Genomic DNA, 19,989 nt, shown 5'->3' on the forward strand with positions numbered 1-19,989 from the left:
GTTCCGGGCCCCGTTCCCGCACAAATGCCCCAACCATTCCCAAGCGCCAAAGACACATGCCTGATCTTCTTATTCTCGGCTCTGCGACGCAGGCCATCCTGCAGCGGCTGCAAGAAGCCTTTACCATCCATACGCTGGCCGATCTGGAGGCTGACTGGCTGGATCAGAACGGCCACCGCGTGACGCATGTTCTGACCAATGCCCATGACGGGATGCCCCCGAAAGTCATGGACGCCCTGCCCCGCCTTCAGATGATCAGCTGTTTTGGCGTCGGCTATGATTCAATCGATGTACAGGTGGCGCGGTCGCGCGGCGTCATGGTCACCCATACGCCGGATGTGTTGAACGCCGAGGTCGCCACCACCGCCGTTCTGCTGCTGCTGTCCTGTTACCGCGAAGTTCTGCGCGACGACGCCTTTGTCCGCTCGGGCCAGTGGGAGACGGGCGCGCGGGCTCCCTTTAGCCGATCAGTCGACAACCAGGTGATCGGGCTGCTGGGCTTTGGCAGAATTGGTCAGGCCATCGCCCGCAAACTGGAACCCTGGTCGCCGCGCATCGTCTACCATTCCAGAACGCCCAAAGACGTCCCCTATCAGTATTTCGATGACCTGACCGCGATGGCCGCCGAGGTGGACGCGCTGATCTGCATCACACCGGGCGGCGAAGAAACCCGCCATCTGGTGAATGCCGAGGTGCTGCGCGCCCTGGGGCCCAAAGGCACTTTGATCAACGTGGCACGCGGTTCGGTCGTGGATGAGCCCGCCCTGATCGACGCGCTGTCTGGCGGAGAGCTGGGCTGGGCCGGGTTGGATGTGTTTCAGAACGAACCCTTTGTCCCCGAGGCGCTGCGCCAGATGTCAAACGTCGTGCTGCTGCCCCATGTCGGAAGCGCCACGCATGAGACACGCCATGCGATGGCCATGCTGACCGTCGACAACCTGCTGCAACACGCCACAGACGGCACGGTCAAAACGCCTGTGCCCGAGCTGAGGGATCGTGCCGAAAACGCGCAAACCATGCGGGACACATGATTACGGGCTGAAGATCAGCACGACAAACACCAGAAACAGCACACAATGCATCGCACCATTCAGCACATTGGTGCGCGCGCCACCGAAGGTCATAAGGCTCATGACCAAAGTCAGCAGCAGCAGAACCATGGAACTGTCGCTGAGACCCAGGACAGTGGTTGTACCGCTAAGCAGGCTGATCGCCAGCACCGCAGGCACCGTCAGCCCGATCGTGGCGAGCGCCGAGCCTAGCAGCAGGTTGACCGAGCGCTGCAGGTGATTGGCCCGCGCCGCCGCCAGCGCAGCCAAGCCCTCGGGCGTCAGAACAAGCAGGGCGATAACCACACCACCCAACGCAAGCGGTGCTCCGGCTTGCACGATGCCAATATCCACCAGCTTGGCCATCCGCTTGGACAGCAGCACAATCGGCAGCAGCGTCAGCAGCAGCATCACCGTGTGATACCCTGTCGAATAGACCGGCCCGTGCCCGTGATCCGAGGCCGGGGGCGGGGCGTTTTCGCTGACCGGTTGCAGGAAATAGCCCTGATGCCGCATCGTCTGCACCGTCAGAAACGCCGCGTATAGCAACACGATGATGATCCCGAAAAACGCAGCCTGCGGCACCGAGAAGGTCGGGTCCTCGGTCGAAACGGTGAATTTCGGCAAAATCAGGCTCAGCACTGCCAGCGGCAACAGGACGGCCATGAACGCCTGTGCGCCCTGCAGGTTGTACTCCTGTTCGCGGTGGCGCAACGCCCCGATCAGCAGCGCCAGCCCGACCAGACCGTTCAGCACGATCATCAGCACCGCAAACATGGTGTCACGCGCCAGTGTCGGGGCCGCCTCTCCGGTCAGCATGATGGCGGCGATCAATGACACTTCGATCCCGATCACGGCCAGCGTCAGGATCAGCGTGCCATAGGGTTCACCCAGCAATTCCGCCAATGCATCTGCGTGTCGTACAACGGCAAAGCAGGCCCACATCATGACCGTAAAGATCACGACGAACAGCGCCCCTGCCATCCACAGATTCTGTAGATCATACAAAAGTCCATCCGCCCCGAACTGAAAGACACACAGCGTCAGGATGATCATCGCCGTGGGGGCTTCGGCCCGTATCATGTTCAACGGGCCGGGTTTTGCGGGTGCGGGCTGATCTGTCATGGATCACTTTCCCAAAAGCGGCGGGCCGGGCCGGGCGTAAATGAAAATGCGGTGCTCTCAGAGTGTTACACGCAACCCGCCTGGGTCAAGATTTTCCTATCCACCGTGGTCCCGGCGCGTATGTCAGCCCGAGATCATAGAGCCAAGCTGGTGTTTCAGCTCTTTGGCATCGATGGGTTTGTGGAGCAGTTTCAGCCCGTGCGCGTTGCATTCCTCGGCCGTTTCCGGCGACCGGTTGGCCGAGATGATACAGGCCGGCATATCACCGAATTCCGCCTTGATCCTGCGCACCGCTTCGGTGCCGGTTTTTTCGTGATCCAGCTGAAAATCCGCAACCACCGCATCCGGTGTGATACCAATCTCACGCAGCAGGTCCACAGCCTGATCCTCACTGGCGCATTCCAGCACATGAACACCCCAGGATTCCAGGATCAGGGTCAGTGCGTTGCGCAGGTTGGCGTCATTTTCAATCAGCAATACGATGACATCGACCAGCTGACCCGTTTTCTTGTCCGGCACCACGGGGCGGCCATCCTGAAACGGACCCTGATCCAGCACCGGGGGCACCTCGATGGAAAACACCGTGCCCTTGCCCAGCTCGGACCGCAGATGGATGGGGTGTTTCAACAACCCGCAGGCGCGTTCGACAATGGCCAGCCCCAGACCCATGCCCTCGGCCGCGCTGGCATCGGATTGCACGCGTTTGAACTCTTGAAAAACAATATCCCGCTGATCGGCGGCAATGCCTATTCCGGTGTCCAGAACCTCGATCGACAGACAGGATTTGCGCCGTTTCACCCCGACCAGCACTTTGCCCCTGTCCGTATAGCGGATCGCGTTGGACAAAAGGTTTTGCAGAATGCGCCGCAAATAGCTGGCGTCACTGGCCACAAGGGCGCTGGTCGGAACCACCCGTAAATCCAGCCCCTTGGCCTGTGCAACCGGGCGGAACGCATCCTCCATCTGTTTGAACATGTCCCCTATCGACACCGTGGACAGATGTACCGTGGCACTGCCGCTATCGAGTTTCGAGATATCCAGCAGCGCCTCAAGGATATGTTCCACACTGTTGAGCGCGCTTTCCGCCTTGGTGGCCACATCCCGTGTGTCCACCTGATCCGGCCCGCTTTTGAGAGAGGCAACATAAAGCTTGGCGGCCGACAGGGGCTGCAACAGGTCGTGACTGGCGGCTGCCACAAACCGGGATTTGGACGCGTTGGCGCGCTCGGCCTCGCTCAGCGCGTCGGCCAGCTCGACGGTGCGCGCCTCGACACGTTTTTCCAACAATTCCTTGGCGTCCAGCAGGGCCTGCGCTGATTTGCGTTCCGCCGTGACATCGGTGAAAGAAATCACATAGCCCTTGTCCGGCATCTCTTGCGCAAAGACAGAGAGGATTTTTGACCGCCCCCGATGCAATTGAAACCGCAGCGGCCGCCGATAGGTGCGCCGCCTGGTCCAATCGGACAGATCGGTCCAGGTCATCCCCGGCTGAAAGCTCATGTTCGAGCCCAACCGGTCATAGAGCGTTTCAAACTGCGTCCCCATCTGGAACTGTGTGACCGGGATGGCCAACAGCTCGCTTGCCCGGTTGTTCCAGCCGACCAGCCGGTGCTTGTTGTCGAAAATGCAGACACCCTGATCGATATGTTCCAGCGTGGCGCGGATCAGGCGCGATTTGTCGTCCAGAATACGGTCGCGCTCTAGCCGCTCGATCCGCATCATATCGGTCACATCCGTCTGCAGGATCACCGTCCCGGCATCCGGCGTGCGGTGTTCGGACACCTGCAACCAGCGATTGCCGCTGAGGCCCACATTGAACACCACATGATCATCCACATGGCGTGCCAGCCGCAGTTCGGCCCAATCCCCGGGGGTGACCCCTTCGGGCAGCGACAATGAGCTCGACCGACTGACAAATTCGACATATTCGGTAAAGTGCAGCCCCGGTTTCAGCCAGCCCTGAATATCGGGCATATGCAGCCCGAACCGGCTGTTGCAGAGGATCAGCTTTTCATTGCGCCCAAACAGGGCAAAGCCATCCTGCACCGCCTCAATCGCGTTCGCCAGGTCGGCGCGTGCGGCTTCGGTTTCCTGATTGGCCTTGGCCAGTTGCGCGTTCGAGGCGTTCAGCAGATCCAGCGCGCGTTCCAGATCATCCGTGCGGGTGCGGATTTCCTGTTCCAGCACGGCGGCCCGCTGAAACTGCGCATAGGCCGCACCCGAGGCATCGGTGGATTCCTCGACCCGCCGCATCAGCGCCTCAACGATCCTCAACAGCTTTTCGTTCTGACGCTCAATCGGGTCCAGGGGGTCGGTGAGATGCTCAATCATCCCCTAATCTTCCCCGGGCGGGTAAATCGCCACGCCGGTCATCGTCTGATTGACGTGGAGCGAGTTGAACTGCTCACCATAGGTCGAGAACCCGACCACATGATTGTCCGACAAAATGCCCGAGATTTCATGCGTCTTCTGCTTTTCCTGCGCCTCAAGACGCCGCAGGATACAGTCGCAGGCCAGAATCGTGTCGGGCCTTTGCTTTTCGCCAAGCGCGGCGATTTCTTCCTGCAGATGCACCACCATGTCGCGCGGCTCGGCCAGGGTCAGAACCAGACCTTCGTCAATGGCCGAAAAGAACACCAGATCGCCATTTCCTGCCACCTGTTGAATGGCGCGCACATGGTGTTGGCCGCCGATCTGCACCACAACCGGATGTGCGGCAAATGTAAACGGGGTCAGCTGTTCGGGGTCCTTGCCCAGAATACGCGCATATTCCCGCGCCGCCGGTTCCGCGTTGATTTCCTGTACGATGCGGTTGGCCGGATCAGCCTTGGTCACGACCATGCGCTGCGCGGCGGGCACAAGGTGATCGGTCTTGAACACCTTGATCGGACAGGACGTGCGCACCTGCACCAGAATGGCGGCGTTTTCCAATGCCTGCGCGCCATGCAGAACATAGGTGTGGCCAAAGGCCGTCCCATCCCCCGCCGATCCGCCAAACAAAGGCACCGGACCCAGACCCATGGCCAGTTCCGATGTCAGCTTGTCCTCTTTGGTGGACAGCCCGTCGATCATCAGAAAGGTAAACTCATGCCCCCAATCGGGAAAGCTGCGCATCATCGCATTCCGGTTATGGATCATCCGGGCAATAATGTCCTGCGCGCTGAAATCATCCAGGTCCGGTACCAGAATGGTGCGCGTTTCAAAATGTGACCGCGGCAAGGCCAGCGCCACGATCTGATCCTCGCTATAGCCGCCTTTGGCGAGCTCTCCGGCGGTGGTGCATCCGACAACCATCGTTGGCGCGAACTCCCGCTCGGCCTCGGCGATCACTGTCGCTGCATCGGCGTTCGGGCTGACAAACAGGATAACCAGCGCCATCGGGTCATTGCCCAACGACCGGGACAATGCCCGGATTGCCCTGTCGGCGTTGCACTCTGCAAATGCCGTTTTTACGATGCCTGGCCTGCCGGATTGGGCGGTGGCCCATCCGAATGCTTGGTTCATCGTGCCTCCTCCCTAAAGCGCGACGATTCCTGCGAGGTTAGAGTATCTTGCCCTAATCTTGCAATACGCTGGCAAAGGACGCTTTCTTGGCGATCAGCACCGCCTGCGTGCGGCTTTGGACCCCAAGTTTGCGCATGATCGCAGTGACATGCGCCTTGACCGTGGTTTCCGCGATCGACAGGTCATAGGCGATCTGCTTGTTCAACTTGCCCTCGCAGATCAGTTGCAAAATGCGGCCCTGCTGATTGGTCAGCGCCGCAAGCCGGTTGACCGCGTCGCTATGTTCATCCTCTTCCTCTTCTTCGATCAGCACGCAGCCTTCGGGAACAAAAATCCCGCCCGCATGCATCGTTTCGAACGCAGTGCGGAACACGTCGCGTTGGCTGTGTTTAGGCACATATCCGGACGCGCCCGCCTTGATCACCTGGCTGATCACCCGGTTGTCGGTCAACGAAGACACAACGATCACCGGCGCGTCTGCTGCGGCTTTCAAACGGACCAGCCCATCCAGCCCGTCTACATCGGGCAGGTTCAGATCCAGCAGCACGGCATCCGGGTTCAGGCCCCCTGCCAGCAGCTCCATCGCCTGTTCCAGACGGTCTGCGGTGTGAATTTCGCCAATCTCGGCCACGCTGCGCAAGGTCATCGACAAGGCGTCGCAGAACAGCGGGTGATCGTCGACAATCAGAACATTCTCAAAATCATTCTGTCGGGCGGGTTCTGCAAGCATAAGAGGCGCCTTTGCAAAAATACGTTCTCTGATCCAAGTCTAGCAACCCCGGCGCGAAACGCCTACTGGCCGAAGGTCGTAGATCACAAAAACGCGCGCCCGGCTGGCGGGCGCGCGTTCTTTTTGGGGGTCAGGGCTCGGCTCAGTTCGCCGAGGCCAGTTCCTTGGGCAGGCGGAAGGTCCACAACGTGCCACCTTGATTGAGGTAGTTGACCTTCTTGGCCACTTCACCGCCCCACAGCGGAACCGCACCGCCCCAGCCGGATATGATCGAGACATACTGTTCCCCATCCTGTTCCCAGGTCACAGGCTGACCCACGATGCCCGAGCCGGTCTGGAACGACCACAGCTTTTCACCGGTTTCGTCATCCAGCGCGATGAACTCGCCTTCGGGGGTGCCGAAGAACACCAGACCACCAGCCGTCGTCATCACACCTGACCACAGCGGCGCGTCGTTCTTGTATTCCCACTTCCACTCGCCGGTATCGGGGTCAATCGCCTTGAGCGAACCGATGTGATCCTCGTAGTTCGGCTTGATGGTAAAGCCCGCGCCCAGATAGGCCGCGCCTTTCTTGTAGGTGATCGGCTCGTTCCAGATATCCATGCCCCATTCGTTTGAGGGCACATAGAAATTGCCGGTGTTCTGCGAGAACGCCATCGGCATCCAGTTCTTGCCCCCCAGGAAGGACGGCGAGGCAAAGATGACCTCACCCTTGTTGCCGTCGGCCGCAGCGGCCGGATCACCGGGGCGGTTGTTTTCCACAAAGATCGGGCGGCCGGTGTCATCGATACCATCGGCCCAGGTGATGTCCTTGACGAAAGGTGTCGCCGAGACGAACGCGCCATCCTCGCGGTTCAGGACATAGAAATACCCGTTCCGGTCGGCGGTCGCATAGCGCTTGTTGCCCTCGCGGTCGGTATAGGCGACGACTTCGTTCACACCGTCATAATCCCAGCCTTCACGCGGGGTGGTCTGGAAATGCCACTTGATCTCGCCGGTTTTGGGGTCGATGCCGATGCGGCTGGCGGCATAGAGGTTGTCGCCCTTATTGCCCTCGGTCGGGGTGCCCGCATTGCGCAGCCAGCTGTTCCAGGGGGCCGGGTTGCCCGCGCCAAAGACCAGCGTGTCGGTGTCAGCATCGTAAGAACCGCCCAGCCACGTCGCGCCGCCGCCGGTTTTCCACATGTCACCGGGCCATGTCGCGTTCAGCTCACCGGTCATGGTGCTTTCTTCGCCGTTCAGCGTACCCATATGGCCTTCGATCACGGGGCGTTCCCAGACCAGATCGCCGGTATTGACGTCACGCGCCTGAACCGCGCCGACGATGCCGAACTCACCACCCGAGTTGCCGGTGATCACAAGCCCATCAACGATCAGCGGGGCCGCCGTATAGGAATAGCCCGCCTTGTAGTCGGCGATCTTGTCGCGCCAGACCACATCGCCGGTGTCCTTGTTCAGCGCCACGATACGCGCGTCCAGCGTGCCGAAAATGACTTTGTCGCCATAGATGGCCGCGCCGCGGTTCACCACGTCACAGCAGGGCAGAATGCCTTCGGGCAGGCGCGCATCGTATTGCCAGACCTCTTTGCCGGTCTCCAGATCAATCGCGTAGAGGCGCGAATACGACCCGGTGATATACATCATCCCATCATAAATCAGCGGCTGGGTTTCCTGCCCGCGCTGCTTTTCACCGCCAAGACTGAAAGCCCAGGCCGGAACCAGATTCTTGACGTTGTCCTTGTTCAGCATGTCCAGCGGGCTGTAGCGCTGCAAATGCCGCCCCATACCATTTGTCACGACCTGAGTGGTGATCGTTTGGTCATTGGCCAGATCGTCTTCGGTAACTTCTGCATAGGCTGCGCCAGATGCGAGAATGCTCGCGGCGGCGGCCATGATAAACCGGTTCATCGGTGTCCTCCCTAGACTTATGTCTTTCCTCCACGCCGAATCTCCGACGCGTCGGGATTGTTGGCGAGTGTATTATTCGCAGGCAGGCACTCGTGTTGGAATTGCACATTGGTCGTAGGGCGGTGCGGTCGGATTTCAACCCAAAAATCGCAACCCACCGAGCCAAGAGAGCACGTCGATTTTCCCATAAATAGCAGAGTGTTAGGTCAGTTCTGGTCTTGCAGGCTGTTCAGATAAGCCAGGATAAAGTCCTGCACTGTCCGGTCCTCGATGCCCACATGGCGCATCTTGGTGCCGGGCATGAAGCCATCATTGTCCTCCATCCACGCGCGCAAGGCCGCCGGTGTCCAGACGATGCCCGAACCGGCCAGCGCCTCGGAATACTCATAGCCTTCAACCGTGCCCGCCTTGCGACCCACGATCCCATCCAGCTGCGGGCCATAGCTGGGATCGGTTGCATCCGGCGCGTGGCAACGGCGGCACTCTGAGAAGAACAGGGTTTCCCCGGCCTCGACCTTGACGCGGTCAAAGGTGGACTGCGCCGATGCGGGTGCGGCCGCGATTGCGCAGGCGGCAAACCCAAGGGACAGGATGAAGTGTTTCATGTGATCCTCCGAACGTTTGTCGGAGTATAAATCCGCGCCCCGGACCCCAAGCTTGACGCATATCAAGAAATCAGGCGCGCGGCCTCATCCTTTGGTCGTAGAAAACGTAGAAAAACGGGCCATTTCAGAACAGCGGCGCGTATTTCCATTCGTCTGCGTCGGGTGTGACCTCGTTCGGATCATAGTCTGATGCCTGCAGACGTTTGGCGATTTTCAGACCGTCGCGGGCGGCCTCATCCACATAGGCGCGGCCCAGTTCCGGGTCCTGTGCCACCCCGTGACCGCGCAGCAGGTTCAGGCCGTAATTGAACTTGCCCACCGGATCGCCCAGATCGGCTGCGCGCTTGTCCCAGGCGGCGGCGGCATCCGGGTCATAGTCACCGCCCAGCCCATTGTTGTCCAACTGCCCCATCCACGTCATCGCGCCGGTATACCCGGCATTGGCGCAACTTTCGAACAGCTTGCGCGCCATCTCATGCCGACCGGATTTGGTGATGTAATAGCCGGTGGCGCAGGTGGTCATGTCGGTGACGCCATTGTCAATATTGCTCATGACGCGGCCAAAACCGGTGTCCTGCGGATTGAGTGTGCCATACTCATCCTCGACCGTTTGGGCCGAGGCCGCTGTGCCAAGAACCAGCAGGGAAACTGCGATACGGATCATGTAAGAACCCTCCGTTTGGCGGGCATCCTAGCGCATTGGGGGCTGCATTTCACCTCTGCTATGGTCGTAGACGGCTCAGCCCCCGGACCGTTTGAGGCCACGGGCCGGATCATACCCCCACAGCGCAAGGCCCAGAAACACCAGGCCGGCCAGGATGGTCCAGCCCAGGGCCGCGCCGTTGAACTCACCATAAAGCGCAAAACGGATCAGCTCGACCGCGTGGGTAAAAGGGTTGAGCGCGCAGATATCACGCAACAGAGCCGAGCTTTCGGCCATTTTCCACAGCGGGTAGAGCGCCGAGGACAAGAAGAACATTGGAAAGATGACAAAGTTCATGACCCCGGCAAAATTCTCAAGCTGTTTGATGGCCGAGGACAACGCCAGACCCAGTGCCCCCAGCATCAGCCCGGCGATAATCAGCGCGGGAAAGACGCACAGATAACCGAACCACGGCATATCGATGCCGTAGAGCGCCGCCACCGCCAGAAACGTATAGACCTGCAGGATCGAGATCGTGGTGCTGGCCAGCAGACGGCAGAAGAGAAGCCACCACCGCGGCAGAGGGCTGGTCAGCAGCAACCGCATCGACCCCATCTCGCGGTCATAGACAAGGCTGAGAGAGCTTTGCATGCCGTTGAACAGCATGATCATCCCGCACAGGCCCGGTACGATGTAGATCTCATAGGTGATGTAGGTCTGATAGGGCGGCGTGATCGACAGGCCCAGGGCCGCACGGAACCCGGCCGCAAAGACGATCAGCCAGACCAGCGGGCGGACCAAAGCGGCGATGAACCGGCTACGCTGACGGACAAAGCGCAGCGCCTCGCGGATCAGGATCGCGCGCAGGGCGATCAGCGCGCCGGTCACGCGGTGGCTCCGGTCATCGACAGGAACACCTGCTGCAGCGGCTGGCCGCCGGTGATGTCGCGACAAGTCCCCTGTTCCAGCATCTTGCCCCGATGCAGGATGGCAAGCTGATCGTCGGGCGTGATCTCATCGGTCAGATGGGTGGCCCACAACACGGTCAGCCCGTCCTGCGCTGACAGATCATGCACATGTTGGGTGATGGCACTGCGGGCGGCGGCATCCAGCCCCACCGTCGGTTCGTCCAGCAACAGGACCGAGGGTTCGTGGATCAGACAGCGCGCAATCTCCAGCCGTCTGCGGTGACCGCCATTCAAATCGCGGGTGCGTTCGCCTGCGCGCTCGGCCATATCCAAACGTTCCAACGCGGCGGCGATCCGGGTCTCGGCGGCGCGGCCTGACAGGCCATGCAGGGCGGCGAAATAGCTGAGGTTGCGATGGACGGTCAGGTCCAGATCCAGCGTCGGCTGCTGGAACACAACCCCGATCTGCGCCAGGGCCTGACGGGGCTGTTGAGAGATGTCGTAACCGGCCACCTCGATCCCCCCCCGCCCGGTGGTGAACAGGCGGGTCAGCAGGGAAAACAGAGTTGATTTGCCCGCGCCATTGGGCCCCAGCAACGCGCAAAACGCGCCCTGCGGGACGTGAAAGCTCACATCATCAAGGGCGCGTTTGTCGCCATAGGCGTAGCTGACATTGCGGACCGAAAGCCCTGTCACTTAATGGTAATCTCCAGCCGCTGCGTTTCACCGGTGCTGCCCGGCACTTTCAGATAGTAGCTGCCCGGCTTTATCGCGACAAAGCCTATTTCCATCTCGCCCGCCTCATCGAACTCAACGGAATCCACGCCCAGAGGCCGGATTTCCAACCCTTCGACCACGATTTCATCCACCCAGATCGCGCGGAAGAATTCGGGCCCGACCAATGCCAGTTCCTGGCTGCCATCACCCTGGATTTCGAACTCGTAATAGGTGCCGGATTTCAGCTCCCACGGGGCCTCGGCCAGTGGCACACCAGCAGAGAGCGTGATTGGCGGCAGGTCCTCCTTGTTCTTGGCTGACAAAATGCCCGCCAGACCAAACCCATCGTCGTCGTCATCATCCGCGATGGCAGCGGCGGGCAAAGCCAAGGCCATCATTACAGCCGCAGATATCAGTCGGTTCATCTCTTCAATCTCCTCAATCCTGTCAGTTGGTCGGACGGAAGGCCGCGCCCCAGGGGAAACGCCCAACCTTGATCGTCTTGATCGGTTCGCGCTTGGACACATCGATCACGGTCACATCGCCCGACACGCCGTTGGTGGTAAACAGCAGCGACTTGTCGGCATTGAAATCCATATGCCAGACGCGGCGACCCACAAGGATGTAGTCCTCAACCTCATAGGTTTCGGCATTCACTGCCGCTACATGGTTCGACGGCCCCAGCGCGACAAAGGCGGTCTCATCGCCGTTGGACAGCTCAAAGCCCACGGGCTGCACCCGGTCGGGGTGAACGCCTTCGACCTCAAACTCGATCTTGGCCTTTTCGGTCTGGGTTTCCACGTCAAACACGGTGATGGTGCCACCGATTTCCGAGCTGACCCACAGCTCGGTCCCGTCCTTGACGAACTCCGCATGGCGCGGGCGGGAATCGACCAGAGTGTTGGCGAACAAATCCTGCGTTTCCGTGTCGATCCAATGGGCCATGTTGGTGGTCTCGGACGTGGTGATGGCGATCTTGCCATCGGGCGACACGGCCATGCCTTCGGGTTCGATGCCCACGTCGATCTGCGCAATCACCGTGCGCGATTCCGTGTCGACCACCGTGGTGATCGCGTCGTCCTCGTTGGCGATATAAAGGTGCTTGTCATTGGGATGCAGCACGAACTGCTCGGGGTCTTCGCCCGAGGGCAGGTCATGCAAAATCTCACCCGTTTCCGGGTCCATCACCTGCACCGAGTCACTGTCGGACGCGCAGATGTATAAAACCGAGTAATCCTTGGAGAACGTGATCCCCCGCGGGCGTTCGCCGGTCTCAATCGTGCGGATCACCTCAAGCGTTTCGATGTCGATCACGCTAAGCGTGTCGTCCTTTTCATTGCTGATCCATATCTCATCCGCCATCGCCGGAGCGCAGAGCGCGGTCGCTGCCAGAAGTGCTGCTAATCTCATCGCTACTACTCCTTGAATGCCTGACACTGGCTTTCGGCCTCATCAATGCCCAGCGTGTCCAGTTCGCTGCGTTGATGCAGGAACCCCTCAAGCGGGGCCATCGCCACCACGGCGCGGTCGGTGACCAGCGGGATGGGCTGCCGCAACTGGCCGTTCCAGGCCCGGAAGTTCATCGCGCGACCCTTGAACCCCGCCAGTTCGAAATCATCCGACAGGATGTAGTCGCGCAGGACGGCTGGATCATCGGATTGGGTGCGCGTCACCGCCTCGCCCAATGCCCGGTAAGCCGCCCAAGCCGCGTAGTCTTTCGGACGCATTGCCCGCCCCGCCTGTTCGGCAAAACGGTTCTGCATCTGCACCGCACCCCATTGTTCGACCACGCGCGACCAGGTGACGGGCTGCAGCCCCTCCGATCCGGCAACGGGGCGCGCCTCCCACGTATTAAAGGGGATATAGCGGCCGAAATCGTCCAGCTCATCGGCCACAAGCAAGACGTCGTAGTCGCCGAAATCCTGCGTGAACAACGGCACCTCTTGCGCTGCGTTGCGCCGCAGATCGGCGTCAAACACCCATGTTTTTTCGGCCTGAAGCTCCAACCGGAACTTTTGCAGCGACAGCTTCAGCGCCTCGGCAAAGGCATGATCCCCCGGATGATTGCCCGAGATCAGGACGATCTCGTCCCACCGGCGTTTGACGAGGAACTGCGCCAGCGCATCGGTGCGCATCACGTCCGATGGCAGAGTGTGCAACAGGTTGGCACGGCAGTTGGCTTCGCGCAGCGACAGATCGGGGGCTGACGCGTTGAACAGCACCGCACCCGCCGCCACGGGCAGATCGGCGACCTCAAGCTGCGCTTGCGCGGGCGCGTCCAGAATCACAAACGGACCGTTGGCCAAAGCCTGCCGCGCCGCTTGCGCCCAGTCACCGCCCACGGGCACCGTTGTCACCGTCAATTCGTATTTGTGGCCCAGAAACTTGGCCGTGGTCAGGTTGTCAGCCAGACCCAGCTCGGCCCCCGCCATGCCCAGGTCTTCGGGAATCGGGTCAAGATTGGACAGGACCGGAGGGCGCTCAACCTCTTGCTGCAGATAGGTCACCGAGATTTCAACCTCGGCCTGCGCGGCGCCTGACACCAACGCCAAAGCTGCAACAACATTGGATAGTCTGAACATGTCTGGGTCTCCTCCCCCGTCATCAGAGTAAAAACCTGAGGATAAAGGGAAAGCCATCCGACCTTAGTCGCAGATTTGCGCCATCTGCAACCAAGGTCGAATGTCGCGATGATTCTGCCTGCGCTATGACCGGGGAAAGCATCAATAGGAGGACACGATGCGTCTTGGTTTTTACAGCGCGGCGCTTGCGGCATCGGTGACAGCGGGAATGGCGCTGGCGCATGGCGATGTCGCGCCCCAGCCGGTAAACACGGATGCCCTGCCCGACGTGAGCGAGGAGTGGCTGACCGAAAACCCCTATCGCGAACTGGGCGAAGAGGTCTGGCAGGCTGCAATCGAGATTGGCGATTCCGGCTATAACCAGAACTGCGCGCGCTGCCATGGTCTGGGCGTGGTGTCAGGCGGTCTTGCCCCCGACCTGCGCTATCTTGAGGCCGAAGAATACGGCGATGAATGGTATATCGAACGCTTCCGCGAGGGCTATACCCAGAACGGCATCACAAAGATGCCCGCCTTTGGCGATCTGCTGGGGCAAAAGGCCGCCTGGGCCATCCGCACCTATATCGAAACCCGTCCCGATGACGGTGCGCTGGACGATCATTCGGACCGGTTGAAGGAAATCCGCGATCAGCTTGCGGCCATGGCCGATGGCGCGGATGGGGACGCCGCCGCGCTGCAATCCGAACTGACCGAAATCGCGGGCACGATTGAGACCGGCTCGGGCGCACCGGTGGCCGACTCGGTTGCTTTGCGCGCCGCGGTGCTGATCTCGGGCGAGGCCCCGGATTTCGCACAAGCAGCCGAACAGCTGACCATTGGCTTGTCTGCCGCGCAATAGAACGGCAGACTGGGGCACATGATCGGACGCCATTTCGTATTCTCCCTGTTGGTCGCCGCCCTTTCAGCCGGGTCGGCTCTGGCCAGGTGTGAAGATCATGTGCCCCAACCCAAACCCCAGAATGCCAGCCGCGATATTGTGGGCGCAGACCTCGATACCATTGTCGAGCGTGGCTATATCGAATTCGCCGCCTATGAGGATTTTGCGCCCTGGTCCTTTGAAAAGGACGGCAAGATACAGGGCGTGGATATCGAAATCGGCAAGCTGATCGCCCAGGATCTGGGGGTCGAGCCGCGTTTTAATCTGGTCGCGGCAGGGGAAAACCTTGAGGCCGACCTGCGCAATTGGGTCTGGAAAGGCCCGCTGATCAACGGGCGCGTGGCCAATGTCATGCTGCACATTCCCTATGACAGCGACTTTGCCTGCCGGGTCGAACAGGTGGTGTTCACCGGCCAGTATCATGACGAGGAAATCGCCATCGCCTTTCGCCGCGATGCCTATCCCGAAGACCCCCCGGTTCCGGCCTATTTCCGCTTTGACACCGTGGCGGTTGAAAACGACTCGATTGCCGATTTCTACCTGTCGTCCTTTCCCGGTGGTCAGCTGTCGCAGAATGTGCGCCGCTTTGCGACCGCCGATCAGGCGATGGAAGCGCTGGCCGCAGGCGAGACAATGGCCGCAATGGGCCCCCGCGCCCAGCTTGAGGCCGGGCTGACCCCCGATCTGGATATTCACACCCCGCCGCTGCCCGGGTTTGCCGTCAGCACCTGGACCAATGGTGTGGCCGTACATTTTGCTTATCGCGGGCTCAGCTATGCGGTGGATGATGCCATTTATGCTGCCCTTCAGGATGGCCGCATCGCTGAAATCTTTGATGAATACGGGCTGACGCACACCCCGCCGGAACTGCGCTGACTACACCCAAGGTCGCATATGCTTTGCGGCCCCGACGCCCTAGGTTGGAAAAAACTCTGGAGGAGTGACATGGAGTTACATGACAGCCGCACAATTGCCGCGCCACGATCCGATGTCTGGAATGCCCTGCTGTCGGCAGAAGTTCTGCGCGAATGCGTCCCCGGCTGCCAAGAGATTTCCGGCACCGCAGAGGACGGGTTTGACGCCACCGTGATGCAGAAAGTGGGACCGGTCAAAGCCACCTTCAAAGGGACGGTCACCCTGTCCGACATGGTATCGGGGGAAAGCCTGAAACTGTCGGGCGAAGGCAAAGGTGGCGCTGCGGGATTTGCCAAGGGTGCGGCGGATGTCACGCTCTCGGACGTGCCCGAAGGCACTTTGCTGACCTATAACGTGGATGCGCGTGTGGGCGGCAAGCTGGCGCAATTGGGCGGTCGCGTCGTGGACGGGTTTGCCAAGAAAATGGCCGATCAGTTCTTTCAGAATTTCCAAAGCGCGGTTGAGGTCGAACCGGCCGCTGCGACTGAGGAGCCGGTGGCTGAACCGGACCAACAGTCTGAGGAGACGACCGAAAAGAAAAGCTGGCTCAAGCGCGTTCTGGGCGATTGAGACAAGGATTTAAGGGAGGAAAACCGAATGAAGTTATCATTAAGTGTGAATGGTCGCGTTGTTGAGGGAGAAGTTGAAGGTCGGACGTTATTGTCTGGCTTTTTGCGTGATCATCTTGGGCTGACCGGGACACATGTTGGGTGTGACACGGCGCAATGTGGCGCCTGCGTGGTGCATGTGAACGGCGAGGCCGTGAAGTCGTGCAACATGCTGGCGGTTGAAGCTGCTGGGGCCGAGGTTGCCACGATCGAAGGGCAGGCCAATGCGGATGGGTCTCTGAACGTGATCCAGCAGGCGTTTCAGGATCATCACGGGCTTCAGTGCGGGTTCTGCACGCCGGGCATGGTGATGAGCACGGCTGCGTTGCTCAAGGAAAACCCGCGCCCGACCGAGGCCGAGATCCGCAAGTATCTGGAAGGCAACCTGTGCCGGTGCACGGGCTATCATAACATTGTCAAAGCGATCATGGCCGCATCGGGTCAGGACGTCAGCAGCATCGCAGCCGAATAAGGCGAGACCAAGAATTTTCGACGAAAATTCTTTCCCAGGGAGGAGAACAAGCAATGCCCAAAGACAGTGGCATCGGAGCCAGTTCCAAGCGGCGCGAGGACGTGCGCTTTCTAACCGGAGCGGGTAATTATACCGACGACATCAACGTGGCCGGACAGGCCTATGTGTATTTCCTGCGCTCGGATATCGCGCATGGCAAGATCAACAGCATCGACACCTCGGCAGCCGAAGGCATGCCCGGCGTGGTCCGGGTGTTCACCGGTAAGGATTTCGAAGGCGTGGGCGGCATCCCCTGCGGCTGGGAGGTGACGGACAAGCACGGCGCGCCCATGCAGGAACCGGCGCATCCCATTCTGGCACAGGGCAAGGTGCGCCATGTGGGTGATCCGATTGCGGCCGTGGTGGCCGACAGCCTGGAACAGGCGCGTGACGCGGCCGAGGCGATTGACCTCGACATCGCGGAATTGCCCGCCGTGATCGACATGAAAGCCGCCGCGCAAGAAGGCGCGACGCTGGTTCATGACGATCTGAAGAACAACATCTGCTATGACTGGCAGCTGGGCGAGGCCGATGACGCCAAGGTCAATGAGGTGTTCGCCAACGCGGCGCATGTGACCACGCTGGACCTGGTGAACAACCGTCTGGTCGCCAACCCGATGGAGCCGCGCGTGGCGGTGGCGGAATACAGCCGCGGGACCGAGGACTATACGCTCTATACCACCTCGCAGAACCCGCATGTGATCCGCCTGCTGATGTGCGCTTTCGTGCTGGGCCTGCCCGAGCACAAGGTGCGCGTGGTGGCCCCGGATGTGGGCGGTGGCTTTGGCACCAAGATTTTCCACTATGCGGAAGAAGCGTTTGTGACCTTTGCCGCCAAGGCCTGCAACCGGCCCGTCAAATGGTCGGCCAGCCGGTCCGAGGCGTTCATGTCCGATGCCCATGGCCGCGATCATGTGGGTACGATCGAACTGGCGCTGGACGGGGACAATAACTTTGTCGGTCTGCGCACCAACACCTATGCGAACCTTGGCGCCTATCTGTCGACGTTTTCCAGCTCGGTTCCGACCTGGCTGCACGGCACGCTGATGGCGGGCAATTACAAGACGCCGGTCATTCAGGTGAACGTCAAGGCGATGTTCACCAACACGGTGCCGGTGGATGCCTACCGCGGTGCGGGCCGGCCTGAGGCGACCTATCAGTTGGAGCGCGTCGTCGACAAGGCCGCGCGCGAGCTGGGGGTCGATCCGATTGCCCTGCGCCGTCAGAACTTCATCACCCAATTCCCCTATGACACGCCGGTGGCGCTGACCTATGACACCGGGGATTACAACGGGACGATGGACAAGCTTGAGGCCGCCGCCGATCTGGCAGGCTTTGCCGCGCGGCGTGCGGCAAGCGAGGCCAAGGGCAAGCTGCGCGGTCTGGGCATCAACTGCTATATCGAGGCCTGTGGCATTGCGCCGTCGAACATCGTTGGCATGCTGGGCGCGCGCGCAGGGCTCTATGACGCCGCCACCGTGCGGGTGAATGCCACCGGATCAATCAGTGTCATGGTCGGGGCACACAGCCACGGGCAGGGGCATGAGACCGCCTTCCCGCAGGTTGTGGCCGACATGATCGGCATCGACGAGTCGATGGTCGAGATCGTGCATGGCGACACCTCGAAGATTCCGTTCGGCATGGGCACCTATGGCTCGCGCTCTTTGGCGGTCTGTGGCTCGGCCATGGTCAAGGCCACCGAGAAGGTGATCGACAAGGCCAAGAAGATCGCCGCCCATCTGCTTGAAGCCTCCGAGGCTGATATCGAGCTGAAGGACGGTCAGTTCAGCGTGGCAGGCACCGACAAGTCGGTGGCCTGGGGCGATGTGACCCTGACGGCCTATGTGCCCCATAACTATCCGCTGGAGGTCGAGCCGGGGCTGGAGGAGACCGCGTTTTACGACCCGGCCAACTTTACCTTCCCCTCAGGCGCCTATGCCTGCGAGGTCGAGTTGGACCCCGAGACCGGGCAGGTCACCATCGAGGCGTTCACGGCGGCCGATGACTTTGGCAATATCGTTAACCCGATGATCGTGGATGGTCAGGTCCATGGCGGTATCGGTCAGGGCATCGGTCAGGCGCTGCTGGAGAACTGCGCCTATGACGAAAACGGCCAGTTGCTGAGTGCGTCCTTCATGGATTACGCCATGCCGCGCGCCGATGATGTGCCCTTCTACGGCGTGGATCATTCCAGCCAGACGCCGTGTACGCACAACCCGTTGGGCGTGAAGGGCTGTGGTGAGGCCGGGGCGATCGGCTCACCGCCGGCTGTGGTCAATGCGGTTCTGGATGCGATGAACTCGGGCGGCAAGGCGGTGGATCACATCGACATGCCAGTGAGCCCATCTCGCGTCTGGGCGGCGATGAACAGCTGAGAGGTTGGGGTAGCTGGGGGCTCTGCCCCCAGACCCCCGGGATATTTATAGCCAGATGAAGAGCGGATCTATGTTCTTCGGAAAGGAAAAGCGAAATGTACAGTTTCGAATTTGAAAAGCCCTCGACCATCGCTGATGCGGTGGCTGCGTTGGGGGCCGAGGATGCGCAGGCGTTGGGCGGGGGGCAGACGCTGATCCCGACGCTGAAGCAGCGGTTAGCGGCGCCCTCGGCGCTGGTATCACTGAGCGGAATTACCGAGATGCAGGGGGTTTGTGTCGAGGATGACGGCTCGGTGGCCATTGGCGGGGCGACACCCCATGCCACGGTGGCGCGTGAGGCGGCGGCCAGCTATCCTGCGCTGGCGGCTTTGGCCGGGCAAATCGGCGATCCGGCGGTGCGCAATCGCGGCACTATTGGCGGGTCGGTGGCCAATAACGACCCTGCCGCCTGTTACCCGGCCGCTGTGCTGGGCTCGGGCGCGACCATCGTGACCAACACGCGCCAGATCGCGGCGGATGACTATTTTCAGGGCCTGTTCACCACCGCGCTGGAAGAGGGCGAGATCATCACTTCGGTTCGCTTCCCGGTACCGCAGGCGGCGAGCTATCAGAAGTTCCTGCAGCCTGCCTCGCGCTTTGCCCTGGTTGGCGTCTATCTGGCGCGGTTTGCGGATGGCGTGCGCGTGGCCGTGACCGGTGCGGGCGAGGATGGCGTGTTCCGCTGGTCCGAGGCCGAAGAGGCCCTGTCCAAGGAATTCCGCGCCGACGCCCTGATGGATCTGCGCATCAACCCGGCCAACATGCTGTCGGACCTGCATGGCAGCAAAGACTATCGCGCACACCTTGTCAGCGTCATGACAAAGCGCGCCGTCGAAGCCTGTTCGTAACAGAGCATACACAATACTCTCAAAGCCCCGGGTAAACCCCGGGG

General features: G+C 60.7%; 19 protein-coding genes. 7 read left to right on the forward strand and 12 right to left on the reverse strand.

The window, feature by feature from the left end:
- The first annotated feature begins 56 nt into the window (after nucleotides 1-56).
- A complete protein-coding gene (locus ACR0J5_RS14495) occupies nucleotides 57-1,031 on the forward strand; it encodes a 2-hydroxyacid dehydrogenase (protein WP_480654513.1) in 975 nt (324 codons plus the stop codon).
- Here the strand turns inward: ACR0J5_RS14495 and ACR0J5_RS14500 are convergent, their stop codons facing one another.
- The 12 genes from ACR0J5_RS14500 to ACR0J5_RS14555 form a co-directional block, all read right to left on the reverse strand.
- A complete protein-coding gene (locus ACR0J5_RS14500; RefSeq protein ID WP_480654515.1) occupies nucleotides 1,032-2,174 on the reverse strand; it encodes a calcium:cation antiporter in 1,143 nt (380 codons plus the stop codon).
- A 123-nt stretch (nucleotides 2,175-2,297) separates the two neighbouring features.
- Nucleotides 2,298-4,505 (reverse strand): hybrid sensor histidine kinase/response regulator, encoded by a 2,208-nt coding sequence (locus ACR0J5_RS14505; protein WP_480654517.1) that lies wholly within the window; start codon nucleotides 4,503-4,505, stop codon nucleotides 2,298-2,300.
- A gap of 3 nt (nucleotides 4,506-4,508) precedes the next feature.
- On the reverse strand, nucleotides 4,509-5,678 hold the full coding sequence (locus ACR0J5_RS14510) for an FIST N-terminal domain-containing protein (protein ID WP_480654519.1): 1,170 nt from the start codon (nucleotides 5,676-5,678) through the stop codon (nucleotides 4,509-4,511).
- A gap of 52 nt (nucleotides 5,679-5,730) precedes the next feature.
- Nucleotides 5,731-6,408: a response regulator gene (locus tag ACR0J5_RS14515; RefSeq protein ID WP_480654521.1), complete on the reverse strand. Its 678-nt coding sequence runs from the start codon at nucleotides 6,406-6,408 to the stop codon at nucleotides 5,731-5,733.
- A gap of 142 nt (nucleotides 6,409-6,550) precedes the next feature.
- A complete protein-coding gene (locus tag ACR0J5_RS14520) occupies nucleotides 6,551-8,317 on the reverse strand; it encodes a PQQ-dependent methanol/ethanol family dehydrogenase (RefSeq protein WP_480654523.1) in 1,767 nt (588 codons plus the stop codon).
- A gap of 206 nt (nucleotides 8,318-8,523) precedes the next feature.
- Nucleotides 8,524-8,922, reverse strand: a complete 399-nt coding sequence (locus tag ACR0J5_RS14525) for a c-type cytochrome (RefSeq protein WP_480654524.1) — start codon at nucleotides 8,920-8,922, stop codon at nucleotides 8,524-8,526.
- 124 nt (nucleotides 8,923-9,046) lie between these two features.
- Nucleotides 9,047-9,586 carry an SEL1-like repeat protein gene (locus ACR0J5_RS14530; protein WP_480654525.1) on the reverse strand — a complete coding sequence of 180 codons (540 nt, stop codon included), beginning with the start codon at nucleotides 9,584-9,586 and terminating at the stop codon, nucleotides 9,047-9,049.
- Nucleotides 9,587-9,661: 75 nt separating this feature from the next.
- Nucleotides 9,662-10,453, reverse strand: coding sequence for an ABC transporter permease (locus ACR0J5_RS14535; RefSeq protein WP_480654527.1), 792 nt, complete (start codon nucleotides 10,451-10,453; stop codon nucleotides 9,662-9,664).
- On the reverse strand, nucleotides 10,450-11,169 hold the full coding sequence (locus tag ACR0J5_RS14540) for an ABC transporter ATP-binding protein (RefSeq protein WP_480654529.1): 720 nt from the start codon (nucleotides 11,167-11,169) through the stop codon (nucleotides 10,450-10,452). Before ACR0J5_RS14540 ends, ACR0J5_RS14535 begins: the two co-directional genes overlap by 4 nt.
- Nucleotides 11,166-11,615 carry a cupredoxin domain-containing protein gene (locus tag ACR0J5_RS14545; protein WP_480654531.1) on the reverse strand — a complete coding sequence of 150 codons (450 nt, stop codon included), beginning with the start codon at nucleotides 11,613-11,615 and terminating at the stop codon, nucleotides 11,166-11,168. The genes ACR0J5_RS14540 and ACR0J5_RS14545 overlap by 4 nt, the downstream gene beginning before the upstream one ends.
- Nucleotides 11,616-11,637: 22 nt before the next feature.
- Nucleotides 11,638-12,600, reverse strand: a complete 963-nt coding sequence (locus ACR0J5_RS14550; protein ID WP_480654533.1) for a YVTN family beta-propeller repeat protein — start codon at nucleotides 12,598-12,600, stop codon at nucleotides 11,638-11,640.
- Between the two features lie 5 nt (nucleotides 12,601-12,605).
- The gene (locus tag ACR0J5_RS14555; protein WP_480654535.1) at nucleotides 12,606-13,772 is read right to left on the reverse strand and encodes an ABC transporter substrate-binding protein; all 1,167 of its coding nucleotides are present in this window, start codon (nucleotides 13,770-13,772) and stop codon (nucleotides 12,606-12,608) included.
- A gap of 157 nt (nucleotides 13,773-13,929) precedes the next feature.
- On the opposite strand from ACR0J5_RS14555, the gene pedF reads away from it, so the two are divergent.
- The 6 genes from pedF (at nucleotide 13,930) to ACR0J5_RS14585 (ending at nucleotide 19,945) form a co-directional block, all read left to right on the forward strand.
- Nucleotides 13,930-14,610 (forward strand): cytochrome c-550 PedF, encoded by a 681-nt coding sequence (pedF, locus tag ACR0J5_RS14560; RefSeq protein WP_480654537.1) that lies wholly within the window; start codon nucleotides 13,930-13,932, stop codon nucleotides 14,608-14,610.
- Between the two features lie 18 nt (nucleotides 14,611-14,628).
- A complete protein-coding gene (locus ACR0J5_RS14565; protein ID WP_480654539.1) occupies nucleotides 14,629-15,525 on the forward strand; it encodes a substrate-binding periplasmic protein in 897 nt (298 codons plus the stop codon).
- Nucleotides 15,526-15,594: 69 nt separating this feature from the next.
- Entirely contained in the window at nucleotides 15,595-16,134 is a 540-nt protein-coding gene (locus ACR0J5_RS14570) for an SRPBCC family protein (RefSeq protein ID WP_480654541.1), read from the forward strand.
- Between the two features lie 27 nt (nucleotides 16,135-16,161).
- Entirely contained in the window at nucleotides 16,162-16,644 is a 483-nt protein-coding gene (locus ACR0J5_RS14575; protein ID WP_480654543.1) for a (2Fe-2S)-binding protein, read from the forward strand.
- Nucleotides 16,645-16,697: 53 nt separating this feature from the next.
- Entirely contained in the window at nucleotides 16,698-19,058 is a 2,361-nt protein-coding gene (locus ACR0J5_RS14580) for a xanthine dehydrogenase family protein molybdopterin-binding subunit (RefSeq protein WP_480654545.1), read from the forward strand.
- A gap of 95 nt (nucleotides 19,059-19,153) precedes the next feature.
- Nucleotides 19,154-19,945 carry an FAD binding domain-containing protein gene (locus ACR0J5_RS14585; protein WP_480654547.1) on the forward strand — a complete coding sequence of 264 codons (792 nt, stop codon included), beginning with the start codon at nucleotides 19,154-19,156 and terminating at the stop codon, nucleotides 19,943-19,945.
- The last annotated feature ends 44 nt before the right edge of the window (nucleotides 19,946-19,989 follow it).

This window comes from Ruegeria sp. BE1, assembly GCF_056538885.1.

Excerpts from the sequence above, each read along its gene's own strand:
- ACR0J5_RS14495 (WP_480654513.1), top strand. The coding sequence starts at position 57 with ATGCCTGATCTTCTTATTCTCGGCTCTGCGACGCAGGCCATCCTGCAG.
- ACR0J5_RS14500 (WP_480654515.1), bottom strand. The coding sequence starts at position 2,174 with ATGACAGATCAGCCCGCACCCGCAAAACCCGGCCCGTTGAACATGATA.
- ACR0J5_RS14505 (WP_480654517.1), bottom strand. The coding sequence starts at position 4,505 with ATGATTGAGCATCTCACCGACCCCCTGGACCCGATTGAGCGTCAGAAC.
- ACR0J5_RS14510 (WP_480654519.1), bottom strand. The coding sequence starts at position 5,678 with ATGAACCAAGCATTCGGATGGGCCACCGCCCAATCCGGCAGGCCAGGC.
- ACR0J5_RS14515 (WP_480654521.1), bottom strand. The coding sequence starts at position 6,408 with ATGCTTGCAGAACCCGCCCGACAGAATGATTTTGAGAATGTTCTGATT.
- ACR0J5_RS14520 (WP_480654523.1), bottom strand. The coding sequence starts at position 8,317 with ATGAACCGGTTTATCATGGCCGCCGCCGCGAGCATTCTCGCATCTGGC.
- ACR0J5_RS14525 (WP_480654524.1), bottom strand. The coding sequence starts at position 8,922 with ATGAAACACTTCATCCTGTCCCTTGGGTTTGCCGCCTGCGCAATCGCG.
- ACR0J5_RS14530 (WP_480654525.1), bottom strand. The coding sequence starts at position 9,586 with ATGATCCGTATCGCAGTTTCCCTGCTGGTTCTTGGCACAGCGGCCTCG.
- ACR0J5_RS14545 (WP_480654531.1), bottom strand. The coding sequence starts at position 11,615 with ATGAACCGACTGATATCTGCGGCTGTAATGATGGCCTTGGCTTTGCCC.
- ACR0J5_RS14550 (WP_480654533.1), bottom strand. The coding sequence starts at position 12,600 with ATGAGATTAGCAGCACTTCTGGCAGCGACCGCGCTCTGCGCTCCGGCG.
- ACR0J5_RS14555 (WP_480654535.1), bottom strand. The coding sequence starts at position 13,772 with ATGTTCAGACTATCCAATGTTGTTGCAGCTTTGGCGTTGGTGTCAGGC.
- pedF (WP_480654537.1), top strand. The coding sequence starts at position 13,930 with ATGCGTCTTGGTTTTTACAGCGCGGCGCTTGCGGCATCGGTGACAGCG.
- ACR0J5_RS14565 (WP_480654539.1), top strand. The coding sequence starts at position 14,629 with ATGATCGGACGCCATTTCGTATTCTCCCTGTTGGTCGCCGCCCTTTCA.
- ACR0J5_RS14570 (WP_480654541.1), top strand. The coding sequence starts at position 15,595 with ATGGAGTTACATGACAGCCGCACAATTGCCGCGCCACGATCCGATGTC.
- ACR0J5_RS14575 (WP_480654543.1), top strand. The coding sequence starts at position 16,162 with ATGAAGTTATCATTAAGTGTGAATGGTCGCGTTGTTGAGGGAGAAGTT.
- ACR0J5_RS14580 (WP_480654545.1), top strand. The coding sequence starts at position 16,698 with ATGCCCAAAGACAGTGGCATCGGAGCCAGTTCCAAGCGGCGCGAGGAC.
- ACR0J5_RS14585 (WP_480654547.1), top strand. The coding sequence starts at position 19,154 with ATGTACAGTTTCGAATTTGAAAAGCCCTCGACCATCGCTGATGCGGTG.